The sequence below is a fragment of the Plantactinospora sp. KLBMP9567 genome, from assembly GCF_033446045.1.
Classification (GTDB): domain Bacteria; phylum Actinomycetota; class Actinomycetes; order Mycobacteriales; family Micromonosporaceae; genus Plantactinospora.
Genome location: NZ_JAWQRR010000021.1, coordinates 275,229 through 294,161 on the forward strand (window position 1 = coordinate 275,229; position 18,933 = coordinate 294,161).

Annotated in this window: 20 protein-coding genes and 1 pseudogene; 12 read left to right on the forward strand and 9 right to left on the reverse strand. The window is 69.6% G+C overall.

Annotated elements, in window-relative coordinates; translation table 11 throughout:
• Positions 1 to 75: 75 nt before the first annotated feature.
• Entirely contained in the window at positions 76 to 1,284 is a 1,209-nt protein-coding gene (locus tag R6Y94_RS17465) for a helix-turn-helix transcriptional regulator (protein ID WP_318396902.1), read from the forward strand.
• Here the strand turns inward: R6Y94_RS17465 and cutA are convergent.
• Complete coding sequence (gene cutA, locus R6Y94_RS17470) at positions 1,208 to 1,540, reverse strand: divalent-cation tolerance protein CutA (RefSeq protein WP_318396903.1); 333 nt, start codon at positions 1,538 to 1,540, stop codon at positions 1,208 to 1,210. The two genes, R6Y94_RS17465 and cutA, sit on opposite strands and share 77 nt — an antisense overlap.
• Positions 1,541 to 1,773: 233 nt before the next feature.
• Between cutA and R6Y94_RS17475 the strand changes: the two genes are divergently transcribed.
• From R6Y94_RS17475 to R6Y94_RS17485, 3 genes are all read left to right on the forward strand, one after another.
• Positions 1,774 to 2,034, forward strand: a complete 261-nt coding sequence (locus R6Y94_RS17475; protein ID WP_318396904.1) for a hypothetical protein — start codon at positions 1,774 to 1,776, stop codon at positions 2,032 to 2,034.
• 97 nt (positions 2,035 to 2,131) lie between these two features.
• Positions 2,132 to 2,446: a hypothetical protein gene (locus R6Y94_RS17480; RefSeq protein WP_318396905.1), complete on the forward strand. Its 315-nt coding sequence runs from the start codon at positions 2,132 to 2,134 to the stop codon at positions 2,444 to 2,446.
• Between the two features lie 706 nt (positions 2,447 to 3,152).
• Entirely contained in the window at positions 3,153 to 3,455 is a 303-nt protein-coding gene (locus R6Y94_RS17485) for a MerR family transcriptional regulator (RefSeq protein ID WP_318396906.1), read from the forward strand.
• A gap of 87 nt (positions 3,456 to 3,542) precedes the next feature.
• Here R6Y94_RS17485 and R6Y94_RS17490 read toward each other — a convergent pair whose 3' ends face one another.
• Positions 3,543 to 4,001 carry a dihydrofolate reductase family protein gene (locus R6Y94_RS17490; RefSeq protein WP_318396907.1) on the reverse strand — a complete coding sequence of 153 codons (459 nt, stop codon included), beginning with the start codon at positions 3,999 to 4,001 and terminating at the stop codon, positions 3,543 to 3,545.
• A gap of 48 nt (positions 4,002 to 4,049) precedes the next feature.
• Entirely contained in the window at positions 4,050 to 4,190 is a 141-nt protein-coding gene (locus R6Y94_RS17495; protein WP_318396908.1) for a hypothetical protein, read from the reverse strand.
• Positions 4,191 to 4,379: 189 nt separating this feature from the next.
• On the opposite strand from R6Y94_RS17495, the gene R6Y94_RS17500 reads away from it, so the two are divergent.
• The gene (locus tag R6Y94_RS17500; protein ID WP_318396909.1) at positions 4,380 to 4,754 is read left to right on the forward strand and encodes a peptidase inhibitor family I36 protein; all 375 of its coding nucleotides are present in this window, start codon (positions 4,380 to 4,382) and stop codon (positions 4,752 to 4,754) included.
• A 90-nt stretch (positions 4,755 to 4,844) separates the two neighbouring features.
• On the opposite strand, the gene R6Y94_RS17505 is transcribed toward R6Y94_RS17500, so the two are convergent.
• Entirely contained in the window at positions 4,845 to 5,804 is a 960-nt protein-coding gene (locus tag R6Y94_RS17505) for a LysR family transcriptional regulator (protein ID WP_318396910.1), read from the reverse strand.
• A gap of 129 nt (positions 5,805 to 5,933) precedes the next feature.
• Here R6Y94_RS17505 and R6Y94_RS17510 point away from each other — a divergent pair, with 129 nt between their 5' ends.
• Positions 5,934 to 6,554, forward strand: coding sequence for a dihydrofolate reductase family protein (locus R6Y94_RS17510; RefSeq protein ID WP_318396911.1), 621 nt, complete (start codon positions 5,934 to 5,936; stop codon positions 6,552 to 6,554).
• A gap of 106 nt (positions 6,555 to 6,660) precedes the next feature.
• Here the strand turns inward: R6Y94_RS17510 and R6Y94_RS17515 are convergent, their stop codons facing one another.
• Positions 6,661 to 7,545: a hypothetical protein gene (locus tag R6Y94_RS17515; RefSeq protein ID WP_318396912.1), complete on the reverse strand. Its 885-nt coding sequence runs from the start codon at positions 7,543 to 7,545 to the stop codon at positions 6,661 to 6,663.
• A 155-nt stretch (positions 7,546 to 7,700) separates the two neighbouring features.
• Positions 7,701 to 10,052, reverse strand: coding sequence for a cation-translocating P-type ATPase (locus R6Y94_RS17520; RefSeq protein ID WP_318396913.1), 2,352 nt, complete (start codon positions 10,050 to 10,052; stop codon positions 7,701 to 7,703).
• Between the two features lie 155 nt (positions 10,053 to 10,207).
• Between R6Y94_RS17520 and R6Y94_RS17525 the strand changes: the two genes are divergently transcribed.
• Positions 10,208 to 11,920: a sensor histidine kinase gene (locus R6Y94_RS17525; RefSeq protein WP_318396914.1), complete on the forward strand. Its 1,713-nt coding sequence runs from the start codon at positions 10,208 to 10,210 to the stop codon at positions 11,918 to 11,920.
• 97 nt (positions 11,921 to 12,017) lie between these two features.
• Here the strand turns inward: R6Y94_RS17525 and R6Y94_RS17530 are convergent, their stop codons facing one another.
• Positions 12,018 to 12,539 (reverse strand): hypothetical protein, encoded by a 522-nt coding sequence (locus R6Y94_RS17530; protein ID WP_318396915.1) that lies wholly within the window; start codon positions 12,537 to 12,539, stop codon positions 12,018 to 12,020.
• A gap of 169 nt (positions 12,540 to 12,708) precedes the next feature.
• On the opposite strand from R6Y94_RS17530, the gene R6Y94_RS17535 reads away from it, so the two are divergent.
• From R6Y94_RS17535 to R6Y94_RS17545, 3 genes and pseudogenes are all read left to right on the forward strand, one after another.
• Complete coding sequence (locus R6Y94_RS17535) at positions 12,709 to 13,221, forward strand: hypothetical protein (protein WP_318396969.1); 513 nt, start codon at positions 12,709 to 12,711, stop codon at positions 13,219 to 13,221.
• 57 nt (positions 13,222 to 13,278) lie between these two features.
• Positions 13,279 to 13,986, forward strand: coding sequence for a hypothetical protein (locus R6Y94_RS17540; RefSeq protein ID WP_318396916.1), 708 nt, complete (start codon positions 13,279 to 13,281; stop codon positions 13,984 to 13,986).
• Positions 13,987 to 14,050: 64 nt separating this feature from the next.
• A pseudogene (locus R6Y94_RS17545) lies at positions 14,051 to 14,194 on the forward strand (flavin reductase family protein); the annotation flags it as partial.
• A gap of 70 nt (positions 14,195 to 14,264) precedes the next feature.
• Here the strand turns inward: R6Y94_RS17545 and R6Y94_RS17550 are convergent.
• Positions 14,265 to 14,948 carry a hypothetical protein gene (locus tag R6Y94_RS17550; protein WP_318396917.1) on the reverse strand — a complete coding sequence of 228 codons (684 nt, stop codon included), beginning with the start codon at positions 14,946 to 14,948 and terminating at the stop codon, positions 14,265 to 14,267.
• Between the two features lie 235 nt (positions 14,949 to 15,183).
• Here R6Y94_RS17550 and R6Y94_RS17555 point away from each other — a divergent pair, with 235 nt between their 5' ends.
• Complete coding sequence (locus R6Y94_RS17555; protein ID WP_318396918.1) at positions 15,184 to 16,554, forward strand: glycoside hydrolase family 18 protein; 1,371 nt, start codon at positions 15,184 to 15,186, stop codon at positions 16,552 to 16,554.
• An 89-nt stretch (positions 16,555 to 16,643) separates the two neighbouring features.
• Here the strand turns inward: R6Y94_RS17555 and R6Y94_RS17560 are convergent, their stop codons facing one another.
• The gene (locus tag R6Y94_RS17560; protein ID WP_318396919.1) at positions 16,644 to 16,784 is read right to left on the reverse strand and encodes a hypothetical protein; all 141 of its coding nucleotides are present in this window, start codon (positions 16,782 to 16,784) and stop codon (positions 16,644 to 16,646) included.
• Between the two features lie 509 nt (positions 16,785 to 17,293).
• Between R6Y94_RS17560 and R6Y94_RS17565 the strand changes: the two genes are divergently transcribed.
• The gene (locus R6Y94_RS17565) at positions 17,294 to 18,802 is read left to right on the forward strand and encodes an alkaline phosphatase family protein (protein WP_318396920.1); all 1,509 of its coding nucleotides are present in this window, start codon (positions 17,294 to 17,296) and stop codon (positions 18,800 to 18,802) included.
• Positions 18,803 to 18,933: the final 131 nt, after the last annotated feature.

The following is an 18,933-nucleotide window of genomic DNA, read 5'->3' on the forward strand; positions in this document are numbered from 1 at the left end:
GCAGGGCTGTCGACTGGGCTCCACCCTTGGGAGGCGTCAATGTCTGCCACTCCTGCGGCAGGGTTCGGGCCTCGGATGCGCCGGCTACGCACCGAGCGGGGTATGTCTCTCCGCGAGTTGGCCCGGATCGCCTTCTACGGCAAGAGTTACCTTCACGAGCTAGAGACGGAAGCGAAGCAGCCGACCCAGCAAGCGGCTCGGCGGATCGATGACGCGCTCGGCGCAGGTGGCGAACTGGCGGCTCTTGCGACTGCCGGCATACGCCGTCGGGAGATGATCGCACGGGCTGGCATGGCCGTGGCACTCCCTCAAACGATCCTTGACTACGGACGCTGGATCGGCTCTGAAGTGCCGCAACAGATATCCGATCGCACAGCGCGACTGCGGCGACTCGATGACTATCTCGGTGGGGCCGACACCTACAAGATGTACAGCGCGGAACTCGACTCGACCGTCAATCTCATTCAACAGGGCAGCTATGCGGGCAGCACAGGGCAAGCGCTGCTGTCGGTGTGTGCCGAGCAGGCGCAGATGGCTGGGTGGGCCGCCTTCGACGCCGGCCGGTACGGCGACGCCGAGCGGTTGTACCGCACCAGCCTTACCGCAGCTCGCGATGCCGACGACCTGCCGCTCGCCGGTAATGCCATGGCCTTCCTCGCCTACCAGGACCTGACGCTGGGACAACCCGCAACACAGACGATCACCGCAGCCTGCGAGACGGCGGATCCGACCGCGACGCCCGGTGTCCGAGCACTGTTGCACATGCGTCGCGCCTGGATACATGCGGTGAACAAACAACCAGACGATGCCGAGCGGCATCTCGACATCGGTGTGACCTGCCTGGCCGAGCAGGACGAGCGGCCCGATCCCGACTGGGTGTACTGGGTCGACCAGCAGGAAGCCGAGATCATGACCGGACGGTGCTGGACCGTCCTACGTCGTCCACTGCGGGCGATCCCCGTTCTCGAATCGGTACTCAGCCGCTACGACGACACCCATGCCCGCGACAAGGCTTTATACCTGTCCTGGCTGGCCGACGCGTTTCTAGACGCGAACGAGGTCGAGCAGTGCTGCGCGACTGCCGAGAAGGCCGTGCGGCTCTCAGCCGGCGTCGCCTCGGTTCGCCCCCGCCAGCGAATCGAGGAGTTGCTCGCGCGACTTGACCCTCATGGGGCACTGCCCTGTGTGGCCGAGCTACGAGAATCGGTCATCGCCCAGCTTGCTCGGCAACGGACTCCCGCATCCAGCGCAGACACTCCGCGGAGCCAGCCACAATCTGAGTAGCCGTCACCTGCGGGTTGTCCCAGGGGTGCCGCTCCAACAGGGCTGCCTCAAGGTCTGCGTACCGATCGCCGGTCGTGTAGAGCAACAGTCGCCACTCTTCGCCGGTTCCGTGCTCGCCGAGATGCCAGAAGACGCTTGTCACCGGTCCGATGATCTGAGCATTGCCAGCCAGCCGGGCGCCGACGACGTATTGGGCGAGGTCTACCGCCGCGTCGCGTGTCTCGGTTGCGGTAGCCACCTGGAGATAGTCCGTCACGCGGAAAGAGCGTAGCCGTCCCGCCGTCCGCGGACAGCCGGCAGAACGGCAGCGGACGCTGGGAGGACGCGTCATTCCTGTCTCTCACGTGCCGCGATCGAAAGGCTACAAACCGGAGCGCGCGCCCTGGCTCGCTACGCCGTCCAGGTCGTAACCCGAGCGCCCCGCCGGCCCGGGGGTCGCAGTCCCCCGCCGAACCCCGGGCCGGCTCTTCCGATACGGAAGGAGCGACGGTGAACGTACTGAGACGGTGGAAGGAACGCCGAATCGCCGAGGTCGAGCGGGCGGCTCGTGAGCAGGACGCGGCCGAGGCGGAGGCCGCGCGTCAGCGGGTACTCGAAATGGCCCGCCGCCAGCGCGACACCCCCGGCCACGAGATCGGTCCCGACCCCGGGCAGCCCGCCCACACCTGGCACGACCCGACGTTCGTCCTCGGCCTGCCCCTACTCACCTACGGGCAGCAACGGCTGTACCGGATGGGGCAGCGATGCTGAGCTGGCTCCGGCGCTGGTGGCGGCTCAGGCGCTGGCCGGTGTACGTCCAGGACTACCGGTGGGACGGCCGCCGCTGGCGCCGGTACCGGGAGTGGCGATGACCGAGCCGCGCCCGACCGTCACCCCCACGGCCGAGATCCCGGACCTGCCGGTCGGCACCCTGCTCCGGTTCGCCCCCGGCGAGTGGTCGCACTGCGCCACGGCACGGCTCGGGACGTACCTGGAGATGACCCTGTCCCGGATGCACCGCAACGCCGTCCGCGAGGACGAGGCGGTTCTCTGGGTCTGGCTGGTCGGACACGAGCATCCGGCCTGTACCTGGGCACATGTCGACCCGCACCCACCGTGCCTACAGGTCATGGTGCGGGTCGATGCACTTACGGCGGCGGCGGGCGGGTGGCCGCCGGCCTGATCCTTTCCCGCCCTGACCAGGACGCAGCGGCGGCAGGCCGAGCTGCCCTGACGATCTCTGAGCAGGCGGAGACCTGTCCACGTGCTGCGAGGAAATCTATGCGTGAAGTACTAGATATCCTCGCCGTCGTCGGCTAGTCTTCCTCAAGTCAAGGGTGAAGAAAAGACGCTGACGTCACCGCCGCCCCAGCCGAGGGCGAAGGGGCAGGGCCGAGGATCGTTCCGGCTCCGCTCGCTTGGCAGTAAAGATCCACCGCAGTTGAGCAGGACGCACGAAAAGTTGGTAGGCAGTGCCCGGACGTGATGCACGACCGGGTGTGACAGCAGGTGGGGCCGATGTTGATTCAGGGCTCCGCCTGAGGCAGGAGACGTCCGTCGCACGTGTACGGGGCCAGGAAGTCGCGTGGGGCTCCGACACCGGCGGACAGCACGGAGTAAGACAGAGGAAGTCAGAGGAAAGGGAGGGCCCGTACACCGTTGGATCGCCCGCCGCCGGCCGCACGACTGGGCTGGGCGCGGACACCGCAGTTTCCATCGAACGAGAGGTGGTCTCCGGTCACGCTTACGCGATCCTCGCACCCGAACTCGTCTCGCACGGGTGGTGCGGATACGACAAGCCGGCAATTCTGCCGGTAGATGGTGTTTCTGACCCGTAAACCCTTGGGCCCCGGCGCTTCTAGCGCCGGGGCCCTCGTGATGGAGGTTTCATGGCCCAACCCGACGACATGCTCGACGACGAGGACTACCCGGCATACACGATGGGCCGCGCAGCGGAAATTGTGGGCTGCTCGCCGGATTTCCTGCGCCGGCTCGGCGACGCGAAACTGATCGACCCGTACCGCTCCGGTGGCGGGCACCGCCGCTACTCCCGCTACCAACTACGGCTGGCCGCGCGGGCGCGGGAGATGTGCGACCAGGGCACCGACCTGGCGTCGGCCTGCCGCATCATCATCCTCGAAGACCAGCTCGCCGAGGCCCTGCGGCAGAACGAGCGCTACCAGCAGGGCTGACCGCACCCGTCCGGGCGGTTCGCCCGGGGCGACACGAGGAACGTACGGTCCCTCCCGTCAGGGCAGGGACCGTCTGTCGTTCCTGGGTCACTCCTTGACCCGGTACCGGATGTGGGTGACGCCCGTGCCCTCGACGAGCGTGGTCGGGCCGTCGAACTGCGCGGGCGTGGCACCCAGGTCGGCGAAGAGCGGCGTGCCACCGCCGAGCACCACCGGTACGAGTTCGATGCCGATCTCGTCGAGCAGGCCGGCTCCAAGGCACTGCCGAGCCATCTGGCCCCCGTTGACGACGACGGTCTTCTCGCCGGCGATCTCCTGTGCCTTCGCGACGGCGGCCTCGATGCCCTCGGTGACGAGCACGAAGTTCTCGTCCGCGACCGGACGGTCCTGTGGCGGGCGGTGGGTGAGCACGACCGTCGTGACATCCATGGGGTGCCGGCCGCCCCACGCGTTGGTCATGTCGTAGAGGTGCCGGCCGACGACCAGGGCGCCGGTGTTGCCCCACTCCTCCTTGAGCAGCTTCGCGCTCGCGGCCGACAGCCGCAACGGCGGCATGTTCGGGCTCGCGGCGGGAATTTCGACGTCGCCGTTGCCCTACCACTGGAACAGCAGGTCGAGGCCGCTCTCGTCGGGACCGGCGATGTAGCCGTCGAGTGACATCGTGCCACCGGTGATGACCTTGCCCATCTCACTGTTCCCTTCGTTCGGGTCTCCCGTGAACACGTCGTCCGGCATGCCCGCCTCCAGGGCATCCTCTCCAGAATCCTTTCTCCCGCCTCCGCGCCCCGGGATCACATCGGCGGTTGAAGCTGGAATGAAGCAGGACGCGGATACCGTCACCCGATCATCGGCAGACGAAGGTGGCGAAGACGGCGAAGCGCAGCCTTCGCCGCCAGAGATATCCAAGGTAGTAGAGGTGGGAACGTGTACAGAGGCATCAGGGCAATGCTCGTTACCGCGATCGCCGGCCTGAGCATGGTGGGTGCGCTGGTCGTGGCCGCGCCCGCGCAGGCCGCCGTCGGGTTCGACCGGTGCCCGTCCGGCTACATGTGCCTGTTCACCGGCTCCAACGGTACGGGCACGATGGCCTACTTCCGGCTCGGCTCGACGAACCTCGGCCTCCAGGGCATGGACAACAACGTCTGGTCCGGCCGCAACCGCTCCGGCAAGACCGCGCTCGGTTACGAGGGCTACAGCTACACCGGTCAGGTCATGCTCAGCTCGCCCGGCCACATCACGACCGGCTTCAACGTCAGCGCCTTCGCGGCCACCCGGATGAGTTCGATCAGGGTGGGCTGAGCAGCGGACCGGGCCGACCAGGGCTCGGGACGAATTGTCAGGACCTGCGGGTGGTGCTGTCACGCGGCTCGCCGGTCACCTCCGGTCTCGTCAGGTCGTTCGGCGAGATCTGCTCGACGGAGTTGCGGTCGACGGCGTTGCGGTCGACGGCGTTCTGGTGGTGGCGGCGGTCGTGGGCGAGGTTGTCAGCGTCGTTGCTTCGGTGAGTGCCGTCAGTACGGCGGCGACGGCGGGCGGGTCGGGTGGTTCGCCGTAGGTGGCGGCGTGGATCTGGCGGTGGAAGCTGGCGAGTTCGGTGGTGTGGACGTCGGGTCGGCGGTGGGCTTGGAGGGCGAGGCCGGGCAGGGTGGCGACGCCTGTGCCGGCGGCGACGAGGGCTTGCACGACAACCATGTCGTCGCTGTGTGCGGCGATGCGGGGGGTGAAGCCTTCTCGCCGGCACACGGTGATCAGCTCGTCCTGGCATCGATCGCAGCCGCCGATCCAGGCGGAGTGGCGGTGGTTCGCGAGGCTGTCGTCTGGCCGCTGGCTGACGAGATAGATCGGGTCGTCGCCGATGTGGACGAGGCGGAATCCGTCGTCCTCGGCCGGGGCGTCGGCCTGTCGGAAGACGAGTGCGACGTCGAGCTCGCCGTGTCGCAGCATCTGTAGCGCTTCGACCGGGTGACGGTCGATCAGGCTCAGTTCGAGTCCCGGGTGCGCCTGGGCCAACGTGGCGGCCGCCCTGGGCACGATTGTGCTCAGCGCGGATGCGTTGGCGGCCAGCCGGACACGCCCTGCCTGTAGGCCGACCTGTGCGGCGAGTTCGTTGGTCGCCGCGTCGACCCGTCCCACGATCTCGGCGGCCCGGTTGGCCAGCAGCCGCCCTTCCGGCGTCAGCCGGATCCCACGACCGACCCGCTGGACGAGCCTGACACCGGTGGCGGCTTCCAGACGGGACAGGTGGTGGCTCACCGACGGCTGGGAGTAGTGCAGTTCTCTTGCCGCTTCGGTCACCGACTCGTGCCGGGCCACCGCGGCCAGGACCTTGAGGTGGACGAGGTTGAGCATAGATCGAAGATATCAATGTGTTGAGCGCAGGATTGGCATTGGACGTCATGCGTCGGTTGTTTCATGCTGATGCTTGACACGAAGCGGACCGCGGGGGCGACGGCAGGTCGCCACGAGGAGGACAGGGCAATGACCGCACATAACGGCAAGGTGGTCTGCGGCATCACGGTCTCGGCCGACGGGTACACGGCCGGGCTCAACCAGACCGAGGAGCGCCCGTTCGGCGATGACGGCGGCGATGGCTGGGGCGACAAGCTGCACGCCTGGTTCACCGACGCGCCCGAGGAGAGCCGGGCCGAGATCGACCAGATGACCACCGCCAAGGCATTCATCATGGGGCGCAACATGTTCGGCCCGGTACGTGGCGAGTGGGATCGGCAGTGGAACGGCTGGTGGGGTGACAATCCGCCGTACCACGCCCCGGTGTTCGTGCTCACCCACTACCCGCGCGAGCCGCAGCCGATGGAGGGCGGCACCACGTTCCACTTCGTCACGGACGGAATCGAGTCGGCACTGGCACAGGCGCGCGAAGCGGCTGGCGACGGCGATATCGCGATCATGGGCGGCGCGACCACCATCAACCAGTACCTCGCCGCTGGCCTGATCGATGAGCTGCGGCTGCACATCGCGCCGCTCACGCTCGGCGCCGGCACGCGGCTGTTCGAGGGCGTCCCGCCGCTGAAACTGGAGCAGGTGACGTCGCGGGCGGCGAGCCTGGTCACGCACGTCACCTACCGCGTGCTGTCCTGAGGGGCCCGGACGGCAGTCGCCACGAGCCTGCCGACCGGCACCGAACACAGCGGACGGATCCCCGTACACCCTTCCGGGCGGACGGGGATCCGTCGGTGTGTGACGGTCAGGCGCAGATCGCGTACGCCTTGACGGCCCACGAGTTGCCGTAGCCGCCCTCCTCTTCGGCGCCGGTCACCGTGACCGTGGTGGACGAGGAGGCCCACATCGCGGTCATCCGTACCCGGCCCTGGCCGTTGTCGATCTCACCGCCGACGCCGTGCACCCGCTTGCCGTCCGGGCACCGCACGGTCGCGGTCTTCGGGGTCTGCGAATCCAGCACACCGAAGCCGGTCACCCGGACCAGGCCGGCCGGCGGGGTCGCGCAGATCGCCTTGCCGACCATCATCCACTCCTTGAGGTAGTCGGTGCCGCCGTCCTCCATTCCGGCCACCGTCACCTTGGTCAGGTCGGCGCTCGGCCGCAGGTCGTCGATGACCACCCGGCCCATCCCGCCGGACATCTCCGCACCGAGGCCGAGGACCTTCTTGCCGGGCGGGCACTCGACGTCCATCGTCTTGCCCTCGTTGGAGTCGCTGTCCGAGAGTTGGGTGCGGGTCTCCAGGCCAGCCGGAGCCGGCGCGCAGAGCGCCGAGGTGGTGATCGACCAGTCGCCGCCGTACCCGTTGCCGTCCTCCCGACCGGTCACCGAGTACGCCTCCCCGCCGACGAGCGGCAGCATGGTGTCCATCGTCACCTGACTGTTGGCGGCACCGTTGCCGCTCACGATCCGCCCGCCACCACCGAGCACCGTCGTGCCGACCGGGCACTGCGCGTTCGTCGTCTTCCAGTCGCTGTTGCTCGGGCCGCCCGTTACCTTCAACACCAGGCCGGGCACCGCGCTGGCCGGCGCGACCAGCGTCAACTGGGTCACCAGCAACGCGGCGGACGCCAGGCCCACCGTGGTGGCGATCCGTCGGGTACGCCCAGCGCCATTCCGTCGTACGTACATCGGGCAGCTCTCCTCATTCCTCGTTCTCTATCGGGCGCCCGGACTGTCATTTCCCCGACAGTTCCCCGAACTCGCTTTCTTTCGGGGCCGATCCGCCTCCGACCTGGGTTCTCCCGGTCGAGAACGACGTTAGAAGACAAGGGTCCACACCCGACTCACCAATTCGTGCCGCGCTCGCGAGTAGCCACCGGAGAGGCTGGCACCGAAGACCGGCGGATCAGTTCCAGCAACAGCCCGGCGACGACCGCGAGCCCCGCCGCTATGCCCGGCGCGGTCGTGCCGACCAGGCTCAACTGGAAAAACTCCTGGAGGAACGGCACCACCAGGATGGCCGCGAACGCACACCCGAGGGCCAGCACCAGCAGGATCCGCCACCAGGTGTACGGCCGGGCGATGATCGCCACCGCCCAGAGCCCGACCAGGAACAAAGTCAGCGTCGCGGCCGAGGTCTCCGCGGCCAGGTCGCCGTCGTAGACACTCCGGGCGACCAGGTACGAGGTGATCGTCGCCGCCATCGCCACCAGCCCGGACGGTACGGCGAACCGCAGCACCCGGCCCACGAAACCCGGCCGGGCCCGCTCGTGGTTGGGCGCCAGTGCCAGGAAGAACGCCGGAATGCCTATGGTCAGCGACGAGATGATGGTCAGGTGCCGGGGCAGGAACGGGTACGGCACCTGGCTCAGCACCACGATCACGGCCAGCAGCACCGAGTAGACCGTCTTGGTCAGGAAGAGGTTCGCGACCCGTTCGATGTTGCCGATCACCCGCCGCCCCTCGGCGACCACCGCCGGTAGCGCGCCGAAGTTGTTGTCCAGCAGCACGATCTGGGCCACCGCCCGGCTGGCCGGACTGCCCGAGCCCATCGCCACCCCGATGTCCGCGTCCTTGAGCGCGAGTACGTCGTTGACCCCGTCCCCGGTCATCGCCACCGTGTGCCCGGCGCCCTGGAGCGCCGCCACCATGTCCCGCTTCTGCTGCGGCCCGACCCGCCCGAACACGGTGTGCCGCTGCACCACCTCGGCGAGTTCCGCCGGATCGGTGGGCAGTTCCCGGGCGTCGACCGGGTGCTCGGCGCCCGGCAGTCCGAGGCTGCGGGCCACCGCGCCCACCGAGAGCGCGTTGTCGCCGGAGAGGACCTTCACCGCCACGCCCTGCTCGGCGAAGTAGCGCAGCGTGTCGGGTGCCTCCGGGCGGAGCCGCTGGGCGAGCACCACCAGCGCGACCGGCACCGGGTCGGGCACCGGCCCCTCGACGGTGACCCGGGCCAGCAGCAGCACCCGCAGGCCCCGCGCACCGTACGCGTCCGCCTCGGCCAGCGCCGGATGCCCGGCCGGCAGGAGTACGTCCGGGGCGCCGAGCCGCCACTGCGCGCTGATCCCGTCCGGGCTGGTAAGGGTGGCTCCGCTCCACTTCCGGGCGGACGAGAACGGGACCCGCTCCCCGATCCGCCAGCCCTGCGGCGCCGGGTACGCCTCGACGATCGCCCGCAGGCTGGCGTTCGGCCGCTCGTCGGCCGCGCCGAGCAGACCCAGCACCTCCGGCAGCGGGACGGCCGGGTCGAGCTGGCGTACCTCCGCCACCGCCATCGCGGCGTCGGTGAGCGTGCCGGTCTTGTCCAGGCAGACCGCGCTGACCCGGGCCAGTCCCTCGATCGCCGGCAACTCCTGCACCAGGCAGCGCCGCCGGCCGAGCCGGATCACCCCGACCGCGAACGCCACCGAGGTGAGCAGGACCAGCCCCTCCGGCACCATCGGGACCAGCCCGGCGACCATCCGCCGGACCGCCTCCGGCAGGTTGTCGGAGTTGACCAGGTACTGGCTGACGATCAGGGCCAGTCCGGTCGGGATGATCAGCCAGGTGACGAACCGGAGGATGGTGTTGAGGCCGCCGCGCAGCTCCGAGTTGATCAGGGTGAACCGGCTGGCCTCCTCGGCGAGCCGGGCCGCGTACGCCGCCCGGCCGACCTTGGTGGCCCGCATCGCGCCGGTACCCGCCGTGACGAAGCTGCCGGAGAGCAGCGGATCGCCGGCCTGCTTCAGCACCGGGTCGGCCTCGCCGGTCAGCAGCGACTCGTCGACCTCCAGTTGCTCCGCCTCGACCACCACCCCGTCGACCGCGATCTGGTCGCCGGGTCCCAGCTCGATCAGGTCGTCGAGTACCAGGTCGGCGGAGGTCACCTCGACTGCCTGACCGTCCCGGCGTACCACCGGGCGGGCCGCGCCGACGATCGCCAGCCGGTCCAGGGTGCGCTTGGCACGCAGTTCCTGGACCACCCCGATCAGGGTGTTGGCGATGATCACGCCGCCGAAGAGGGCGTCCTGGATCGGACCCACCGCGAGGATCACCCCGAACAGCACCCCCATGATCGCGTTGATCCGGGTGCAGAGGTTCGCCTTGACGATCTCCCCGACGGTCCGCGCGGACCGCACCGGTACGTCGTTGACCTGCCCCGCCGCGATCCGCTCGGCGACCTGGGCAGTACTCAGCCCGGTTTCGGTTGTCAGCATGGCTCGAAGCTACGAACCCGGGCCGCTGCTCGGCTGCACCCGATGGTCAGCCGCCGACCCTGACCTTTCTCAGGGTCGGCGACGCCGGCTTTTCCGGGTCGGCGGGGCGACGTCCCGGATCGTCGGGAGCCGCTTCGCTGCGTACCGTCGAAACGGTGCGACCCGCGGCGCAGGCAGACCGGTTCGGGGGCGGGCGGCGGCGCTACCTGGCTCCCCTCCTGGACCTGCTGCTCTGGGCATCACTGGCCGCCGTGGTGGCCTGGTCCTGGACCGGGCACCGGTCGTACCCGTTCGGGCTGCTGATCGGCGGCCTGGCGGTCTGGGGCGGCGCGGTGGCGGCGGGGCGCCGCCTGCCACTGGTCCCGCTCTTCGCCGTGGTGCTGCTCTGCGCGCTGGACGGAAACTACTCCCTCGGCCTGCCGCTGGTCAGCTATCTCGTCGGCCGGCGAATGGCCAGCACCTGGCCGGCGGCGGCGAGCTACTCCGCCCTCACGGCACTCGGCACCCCGCTGGTGCTGAGCTGGTCCGGCTTCGTGGCCTGGGCGACAATGGCCGGTGCACTGGTCTACGCCGGACTCTTTCCGTGGCTGGTCGGCCGCTACCAGCGGCAGCAGCGCGCGCTGGTTGCCGCCGGCTGGGAGCAGGCCGAGCAACTCGAACGCGAACAGCGGATGCTGGCCCGGGAGGTACGCCTCCGCGAGCGGGCCCGGATCGCCGAGGACATGCACGACTCGCTCGGCCACGAGCTGAGCCTGCTCGCGCTCCGGGCCGGCGCCCTGGAGCTCTCGGCCGACCTGGACGAGCGGACCCGGGCGGTGGCCGGTCAGCTCCGGGCCGGCGCGGCCGCCGCCACCGGCCAGTTGCGGGACATCATCGACGTCCTCCGTGACGACGACCCCGACCCGGCGGGCGAGGCCGCACCAGCGCGCGACACCGCACCAGTGGCGGGACCACAATCCGCGGAGGGACCACAACCCGCGCCGGGACCGGTCCCGGCGGGGAGACAGGATCTGGCCGCCCGTTCGGCGCTGCGGGCCGACGCCGGGGGTGTCGCCGACCTCGTGCGCCGGGCGCGGGCGGCCGGGATGCCGGTCGAACTGCACGACGGGCGTCCGGCGGAACCGCTTCCGCCGCTGGTGGGGAGGGCTGTCTACCGGGTGGTGCAGGAGTCACTGACCAACGCCAACAAGCACGCGCCGGGCGCGGCGGTGAGCGTCCGGCTCGGTGTGGACGACACCGGGATGGTGCTGGTCAGCGTCACGAATGCCCGGCCAGCCGGTGCACCGCGGTCCGCGCCGGTCCCGGACCGGGGCGGACGCGGCCTGGTGGGGCTCCGCGAGCGGGTACGGCTGGCCGGCGGCACCCTGCACACCGACGCGCGGGACGGCGGCTTCGAGGTCGTCGCCCGACTGCCCGGCCGGGCCGGCCGCCCGGGTGAGGCAGCGCAGGGGGACCCGGTGTCGTCCGGTGCGGTCCCGACGGCCGGGTCGGCCGCCGACCGGCGTCGGCGGGTGCACCGGGAGGCCCGGCGGGGCCTGGTCGCGGCGACGATGGTGCTGGCCACGTTCGCCGGAACACTCGGTGGTGCCGCCCTCGGCTACTACCTCTACGCGACCGGCAACTCGGTGCTCAGCCCGGAACGGTACGCGGAACTGCGGGTCGGGCAGGACTGGGCCACCGCGCTCCCCCTGCTGCCCCGCCGGGAGATGCTGGAACCGCCGGATCCGGATCCACTGCCGGTGCCGGCCGGTGCCGACTGCCGGTACTACCGCTCGCACGGCGACGTGCTCCAGCCCCGGCTGGACGTCTACCGGCTCTGCGCTGCGCACGGCAAACTGGTGTCGAAGGACCTGCTCCCGGCCCCGTAGCCCCTGATTCACCGCCGATGACCGCGCCCGTCGACGTGACCGACCGGGGGCGGCGTGACCGACCGGGGGCGCCGGGGTCCAGGACGCGGCGTCCAGGTCAGCGGTGCTGGACCCAGATGTTGGGTTCGACGTAGCTTCCCCGGTCGGCGTCCAGGTCGACATGCAGCGTACTCAGACCGTCCGGGATGACGTACTCGCCGGAGTCGGGAAACTCCAGTCCGGTCCAGCGCTGCCACTCGGCGGCGGTGCCCGTGATCGCCTGCGACCGGGGCGCCGTCGCGATGATCCGCCCACCCAGCCTGACGTGGGTACGCAACCACGGGTCGAAGGGCGTGCCGTCCGGCCGGGTCCAGTCGGCGTACCTGTCGATCGGGGTGAGCGGATAGCGCGCCTTGCGGGTCGGCCGGACCGGGCAGATCACCCGGTGCTGGGCAGCGGCGAGGTCGCCGAGTGCCCGCAGCAGTTTCCCGGCCAGGCCGGCGAAGAGTTCCCGGATCCGGCCGAGGTGTCGGGCTGCCCCCTCGTCGTGGAAGACGAACTCCGGCCAGCCCTCGCCGAGCCAGGCCAGTTCCTCGGTAGGTCGAGGCCGCGCGTGCAGCGGCTCGGCGATGATCACCATGGCCGGATTGTGGCCGGCGTTTTCCACCAGGGGTAACCGGTTTTACTCGTACACATGTGCTATCCACAGGCTGTGGATGCGCATCCACCACCCCGGCGAACTGGGCGAATCAGGGGTAAACTACGCTCTGTCCCCGGAGGGGTACATGGAGGCACGAAAAGTCGTACGTCTGGTGGCGGTACTCGTTGCGGGTGCGGTGGCGCTCTGCCATGCGTACCGGACGGTCTCGGACGAGCCGGCGACAACGCCCGCCTACGGGCCGGACGTCCTCCATCTCAAGGGCGTACGCGACATCGAGTTCGGCGACACCGAGCAGGAACTGCTCCGGCGCGGTGAACTCCACACCGAACCCGCCCTCGCCTGCGGCCCGAGCCTGACCGGCCCGGCCGCGGTCAGCCCGGTCTTCGCCGACGAGCGGCTGGTGCTGCTCTGGGCCAGCCCACCGGTGCGTACCCCGGAAGGGGTCACCACCGGCACCCCGGTCGACCAGGTCGAGGAGGCTTATCCGGCCGCCACCCGGTTGACCGCGCCCTCGGGCAGCTACCGCTACGACGGGCTGCTGGCCATGCAGGGCGACCGGGCCTACCTCTTCCTGCACGACGGACGCACGGTCCGGAAGACCGTCGCCGGCTACACCGACTACGCGAAGCGCCTCTTCGACGAGGGCTTCGGCACCTGCTGAACCGCCGCCGTCGTATGGGGGAGTTGGGTGTCGCCGGTCGGCGGTAGGGTCCGGTCCGTGCAGGGCAGGATCTGGTTTCCCGGCACCCCATGGCCGGACGGGCACCGCGTCACCGAGTTCGCCTGGACCGGCCGACTCGACGGCGACGGCCGGCTCTGGTTCGACCTCATGCTGAAGACCGCGGACTACGACGAAGCCGACGAGGAGTCGGCCGAGGAGGACGTCAACGACGACGGGGACGACGTCGAGGACTTCCTCGCTCCGATCGTCTGGCAGAACTACCACTCCTGCACGCTCGGCTCGACCTGGGAGGACGCGACGGGACTGGTGGCGGCGACTCCCGGGCGCCCGTTCCGGTTCGCCGGGACGGAGCCGCAACGGCTGACCGCCGATCCGCTGCCGATCGCCGACCCGGAGGCCGCGCCGGCGTTCCGGATCTATCTGCTCGGCCACGACTCGGTCGCCGCGCACCAGGTCGACTTCTTCCGCGAGCCGAGCGGCGCGGGCTACCGGATCGACTGGCAGGGACGGATCGCGCTCACCTATATGGGCGAGCAGGAGTTCCGCTACACCTTCCGGGCCGACATCCGGGACGTCGAGTTGGGACACGTCGGCATCCCCGAGTCGATGTCGGTCGGCCAGGCGCGCCGGCACCTGGCGGAGTTGGTGGACGTGCCCGAGTGGTTCGTCCCCGCCGAGGTCGCCGGGCGTACGGTGCTGAGGCTCGTCGCGCCCCCGACTACGGCTCCGACAACCCCTGGCTGACCTGCCAGAACGCCACGTCCGGTGGCCGCCAGCAACCGCCCGCCCGGCCGATGAGAGTTGCCGTATGCACATCGTTCCCGGGCTCAGGGTGCTGTACTTCGGCACTCCGGTGGTATTGATCAGTTCCCGTAACGAGGACGGCGGCGCCAATCTCGCGCCGATGTCTTCGGCCTGGTGGCTGGGCCAGTCCGGCATGCTCGGGCTGGGCAACAGCCGGACTACGGAGACGGGTGACCCGGACCGATCGGCGGGACGGACCGGGCCACCCGGGCAGGGTGTCAGCCGATCCGCTCGATCACCGGCCGCCGGATCAGGAACTTGCCCGGCTCCCGAACCTGCTCGAACGCGGCGTTGTTGAGCAGTACGCAGCTGCCGGACGGGCTGGTCACCCTGACCGTGACGCTCTTGTTGTTGTCCAGGTTGGTGACCTTCAACGTGGTGCCGATCGGGAAGGTCCCGCTGGACGCGGCCGGCCCGGCGTCCTCGTTGAAGAGCGTGACGGTGGAACCCTTGCAGACCACCTCACCGCCACCGTTCGAGCCGTTGCCGTTCGAGCCGTTGCCGCCGCCGGGGTTGGCCGGTGGCTGGGCGGGTGCCTTGGGCGGCTGGGCCGGAGGCTTCGCCGGGGTCCCGGTCGGTTCGGCCGCCGGCGGGGCGGCGGGCGGGACCGGCGCGTCCGCGCGTACGTCCGCGGTGCAGCCGGCGGTGGCCCGGCGCTGCTGGATCAGGTCGACCACGGCCTGCCGGTTGGCGATCCGGGCCTCGGACTGGGCGTCCGGGTTGGCCTGCTGGCCGGCGATGAAGTTCAGGTTGTTGCGCAGCGCGGTGTCCAGGCCGGCGCAGCTCTCGCCCGCGTTGCCGAGTCCGGTGCCGACGGCCAGCCCCCCGCCGAGCAGGGCCGCCGCCGCCACGCCCAGGAACACCTTCCGCGCCCGGCTGGTCGTCCTGCGTCGCCTGTACATACACCGCTCCCTCGATCGTCCGCTGCCCGGTCGCAGCCACCGGTGGATACGCGAGAGAGCTTCGGATTGGATCAGTTCAGATTCCTAAATGTTCTTTAACTACCCACCGCTACATCTTCGGTGCGATCCGGCGCAGCGTACTTGACCACCGGACATCGACCGCCCTACCTTGCAGGACACCGGAAACTTTCCTAACTGTTCTGCCGACGCTCCATCCCCCGCTTCAGGAGTGCATATGCGCGGATCCGTTCTCCGTCGACTCAGTACCGTCACCGCGGCCACCGCCGTCACCGCCCTGCTCGCCGGCATCGCCGTACCCCCGGCTTCGGCCGCGCCCGGCGCGGCGTCCCGGCACGACGGCGGCCGGGGCGGCGACTTCGTCAAGGTCGGCTACTTCACCCAGTGGGGCATCTACGGCCGGGCCTTCACGGTCAAGAAGCTGCACGACTCGGGCGCCGCCGGCCGGTTGACCCACCTCAACTACGCCTTCGGCAACGTCAGCCCGGACGGCCGGTGCTACGTCGACGGCGGGCCGGGCGAGGGCGACGCCTGGGCCGACTACCAGCGGCCGGTGCCGGCCGAGGAGAGCGTGGACGGCGTCGCCGACACCTGGGGCGAGCCGCTGAACGGCAACTTCGGGCAGCTCCAGAAGCTCAAGGCGGCGCACCCGGACCTGAAGGTGCTGATCTCGCTGGGCGGGTGGAGCTGGTCGACGCACTTCTCCGACGCGGCGCTGACCCCCGAGTCGCGGCGGAAGTTCGTCGCCTCCTGCATCGACCTCTACCTCAAGGGCAACCTGCCGAACCCGGACGGCAGCGCCGGCGGGCCCGGCTCGCTCGCCGGAGTCTTCGACGGTATCGACCTGGACTGGGAGTGGCCGGGCTCGGCCGGTGACGTCGACACCGTCTACCGGCCCGAGGACAAGCAGAACTTCACCGCGCTCGTCGCCGAGTTCCGCCGCCAGCTCGACACGCTCGGCAAGCCGGCCCGGAAGCACTACGAGCTGACCGCGTTCGTACCGGCCAACCCGGCCGCGATCGACGCCGGCTTCGAGGTCCGGAAGGTTTTCAAGAACCTGGACTTCGCCACCGTGCAGGGCTACGACTTCCACGGCAGCTGGGAGCCGATCGCCAACCAGCAGTCCGCGCTGCGGGTACCGGCCGGGGCCACCGAGCCGGACTTCGCGGTGGACCGCACCATCGACGCCTGGCTCGACCGGGGCGCCGAGCGCCGCAAGCTGGTGCTGGGCATCCCCTACTACGGGCGCGGCTGGACCGGGGTGACCGGCGGGCGCAACGGCCTGTTCGGCACCTCCACCGGCGGCGCCGCCCCGGCCACCTTCGAGGCCGGCTACGAGGACTACAAGGTGCTGAAGACCAAGGCCGGGAAGGACGGCTTCAAGGTCTACCGCGACCTCCGCGCCGGCACCGCCTGGCTCTACGACGGTACGACGTTCTGGACGTACGACGATCCGGCCGTCGTACTCCAGAAGACGCTGTACATCCGCGCGGAGCGGCTGGGTGGCGCGATGATCTGGTCGCTGGACGGCGACGACGAGCAGGCGACGCTGACCCGGACCATCGACCTCGGCCTCTGGACGCCGTAGCCCGGCCGCCAGACCCGCGTACGGGCGGGGTGCCGCACGTCGCTCCAAGGAGCTGTGGCACCCCGCCGTCCACTCTGGTCAACTCGCGTTCAAGGACGTGCTGGCCGCCGGTTGCGGATCACACCGGCCTTCTTGTCGAGCCGACGCCGCTGGCGTGGCGTCGGCTCCTTGCGCCGGGTCTGCTTCCGGTAGTTCTCGGCACGCCGCTCGTTGCTGATCGGCCCGGTCATCGGGTGACTCCTTCCGGCTCGCCTCCGCATAGCGACACGGTGGTGTCCGCACCCAGGCGCGACCGAGGTGCGGCACCTCCTCACCCGACATCGTCCATCCGGCTGAGGCGAGACCGGTTCGCCCGCCAGGGATGAGAGGACGCCCCGGATGGCGACGGCGGAAACCGGTGGGACTTGGTACGCCGAACGCCCGATGCGCACCTACGGACCCCACCGGGCGTTTTGCCTGTTCGGTGGCGGACTGCGCGAGCGGCAGGGCGGCGGCAACTGTCCGCCAGAATCCACGGACGTCCGGCCCTTGCTCACCTCCGTCGTCACCCAGTCGGTCACCCACGAGGAGATGGCGACATCTCTGGGTGAGGAGTTCTCGCAGCGCCACCCGGTGTTAGGCCGGAGTTCTCGTCGAGCGGATCTTGTGTTCGTAGCCGTCGGCCTAGCATCGAAACTCGCTGTTTCCAGGTCGAATGTGCGGCCGGTAGGCGGGTCGCGTCGCGGTGAGGGAGCTTTTGATGGCCGAGGAGACTCAGTCTTCGCAGGGTCCGGTGTTTACTCGGCGCCGGTTGTTGGGGGCGGGTGCTGCCGCAGGGGGCGCAGCACTGGGGCTGATGCCGCCCAATGTCCAAAAGGCGCTGGCTTCGCCCCCATCGGGCAGGCGGCCGTCGCTGAACGACATCGAGCACGTGGTCCTGCTCATGCAGGAGAACCGGAGCTTCGACCATTACTTCGGGACCATGTCGGGTGTGAGGGGTTTCTCGGATCCGAACGCGATCCGGTTGCCGACGGGTCGCAGCGTGTTCTACCAGCCTACGGACAAGAACCCTGATGGTTATGTGCTCCCGTTCCACCTCGACAGTCGCACGACGTCGGCGCAGGGGATGCCGACGGCCGGCGACTACGCGTGGGACCCGTCGCACATGGCGTGGAACGGGGGCAAGATGGACCAGTGGCTGCCGGCTAGTTATCGGTATATCCAGGGCGACAAGTCGAGGATTCCGCTCCTCATGGGATACTTCGACGAGCAGGACATCCCGTTCCACCGCGCACTGGCCGATGCTTTCACGATCTGCGACAACTACTTCTGCTCGGTCCTCGGGTCCACGACTCCGAACCGGCTCATGTGGGAAACCGGCACGATTGATCCCAACGGAACGGCCGGCGGCCCTGTTCTCATCAACCGTATGAACATCAACACGTGGAGGACCTACGCCGAGAACCTCACCGACGCCGGAGTGAGCTGGAAGTTCTACTGGGAAGAGGGGGGAATGAAGAGCCAGGCCTACCCCTATTTCCAGGCGTACCGGGACGCGCCCACAACCTCGCCTCTGTACGAGAACACTCGGGTGCCGTCCGCTCCTGGCCAGTTCGAGTACGACGCGCTCAACGACCGGCTTCCGACCGTGAGCTGGTTGTTCCCCCCTGCCGGGCAGAACGAGCACCCCAATCAATCCATGCCCGCCGCTGGAGCGCAGTACATCGCGTCGAAGATCGACGCGATCGCGGCGAACCCCGACGTGTGGGCCAAGACGGTGTTCATCCTGGTCTGGGACGAGAACGGCGGCATGTTCGACCACGTCCCGCCGCCCACCCCGCCGGCCGGCACTCCCGACGAGTTCGTGACCGCGACCTCCCCGGGTGGCGTCAACGGCGGCGGTCTTCCGGTCGGGGCAGGCTTCCGGGTCGGTTGCATCATCGTCTCGCCGTGGACGGCGGGTGGCTGGGTGTGCAGTGAGCCGTTCGACCACACCTCGAACCTGCGGTTGCTGGAGCGGGTGACGGGCGTGGAGTGTCCGAACATCAGCGCCTGGCGGAGGACGACCTTCGGCGATCTCACCTCGGCCTTCCGCTTCCGCGGCAGACCGGCCCACCCTCCGACGATGCCCAGCACCGCCGGAAACCTGGCGTTGGCCCAGTACGAGGTGGCGAACCTGCCTGCACCGGTTCCCCCCAGCGAGCGCCAAGTCCCCCCGGTCCAGGCCCCCGGACGCCGACCTGTCGTCCCACCCCGCCACGACCGATGACGGCAGCAGCACCAACAGGGCTGCCTCGGGCCTGAGGGTTTGCGTCAAGAACAGGTTGATTCCGGTTCCCTGAGACCACAAGCCGAACGCCCGGTAGGTCGGCCTCCGACCTGCCGGGCGTTTTGGCTGTT

What these genes read in the sequence shown, in the direction of transcription:
- R6Y94_RS17465 (WP_318396902.1), top strand. Translation starts at nt 76, where the DNA reads ATGCGCCGGCTACGCACCGAGCGGGGTATGTCTCTCCGCGAGTTGGCC.
- R6Y94_RS17485 (WP_318396906.1), top strand. Translation starts at nt 3,153, where the DNA reads ATGGCCCAACCCGACGACATGCTCGACGACGAGGACTACCCGGCATAC.
- R6Y94_RS17530 (WP_318396915.1), bottom strand. Translation starts at nt 12,539, where the DNA reads ATGGTGATCATCGCCGAGCCGCTGCACGCGCGGCCTCGACCTACCGAG.
- R6Y94_RS17495 (WP_318396908.1), bottom strand. Translation starts at nt 4,190, where the DNA reads ATGCCGGACGACGTGTTCACGGGAGACCCGAACGAAGGGAACAGTGAG.
- R6Y94_RS17560 (WP_318396919.1), bottom strand. Translation starts at nt 16,784, where the DNA reads ATGACCGGGCCGATCAGCAACGAGCGGCGTGCCGAGAACTACCGGAAG.
- R6Y94_RS17505 (WP_318396910.1), bottom strand. Translation starts at nt 5,804, where the DNA reads ATGCTCAACCTCGTCCACCTCAAGGTCCTGGCCGCGGTGGCCCGGCAC.
- R6Y94_RS17555 (WP_318396918.1), top strand. Translation starts at nt 15,184, where the DNA reads ATGCGCGGATCCGTTCTCCGTCGACTCAGTACCGTCACCGCGGCCACC.
- R6Y94_RS17550 (WP_318396917.1), bottom strand. Translation starts at nt 14,948, where the DNA reads ATGTACAGGCGACGCAGGACGACCAGCCGGGCGCGGAAGGTGTTCCTG.
- R6Y94_RS17480 (WP_318396905.1), top strand. Translation starts at nt 2,132, where the DNA reads ATGACCGAGCCGCGCCCGACCGTCACCCCCACGGCCGAGATCCCGGAC.
- R6Y94_RS17520 (WP_318396913.1), bottom strand. Translation starts at nt 10,052, where the DNA reads ATGCTGACAACCGAAACCGGGCTGAGTACTGCCCAGGTCGCCGAGCGG.
- R6Y94_RS17565 (WP_318396920.1), top strand. Translation starts at nt 17,294, where the DNA reads ATGGCCGAGGAGACTCAGTCTTCGCAGGGTCCGGTGTTTACTCGGCGC.
- R6Y94_RS17515 (WP_318396912.1), bottom strand. Translation starts at nt 7,545, where the DNA reads ATGTACGTACGACGGAATGGCGCTGGGCGTACCCGACGGATCGCCACC.
- R6Y94_RS17510 (WP_318396911.1), top strand. Translation starts at nt 5,934, where the DNA reads ATGACCGCACATAACGGCAAGGTGGTCTGCGGCATCACGGTCTCGGCC.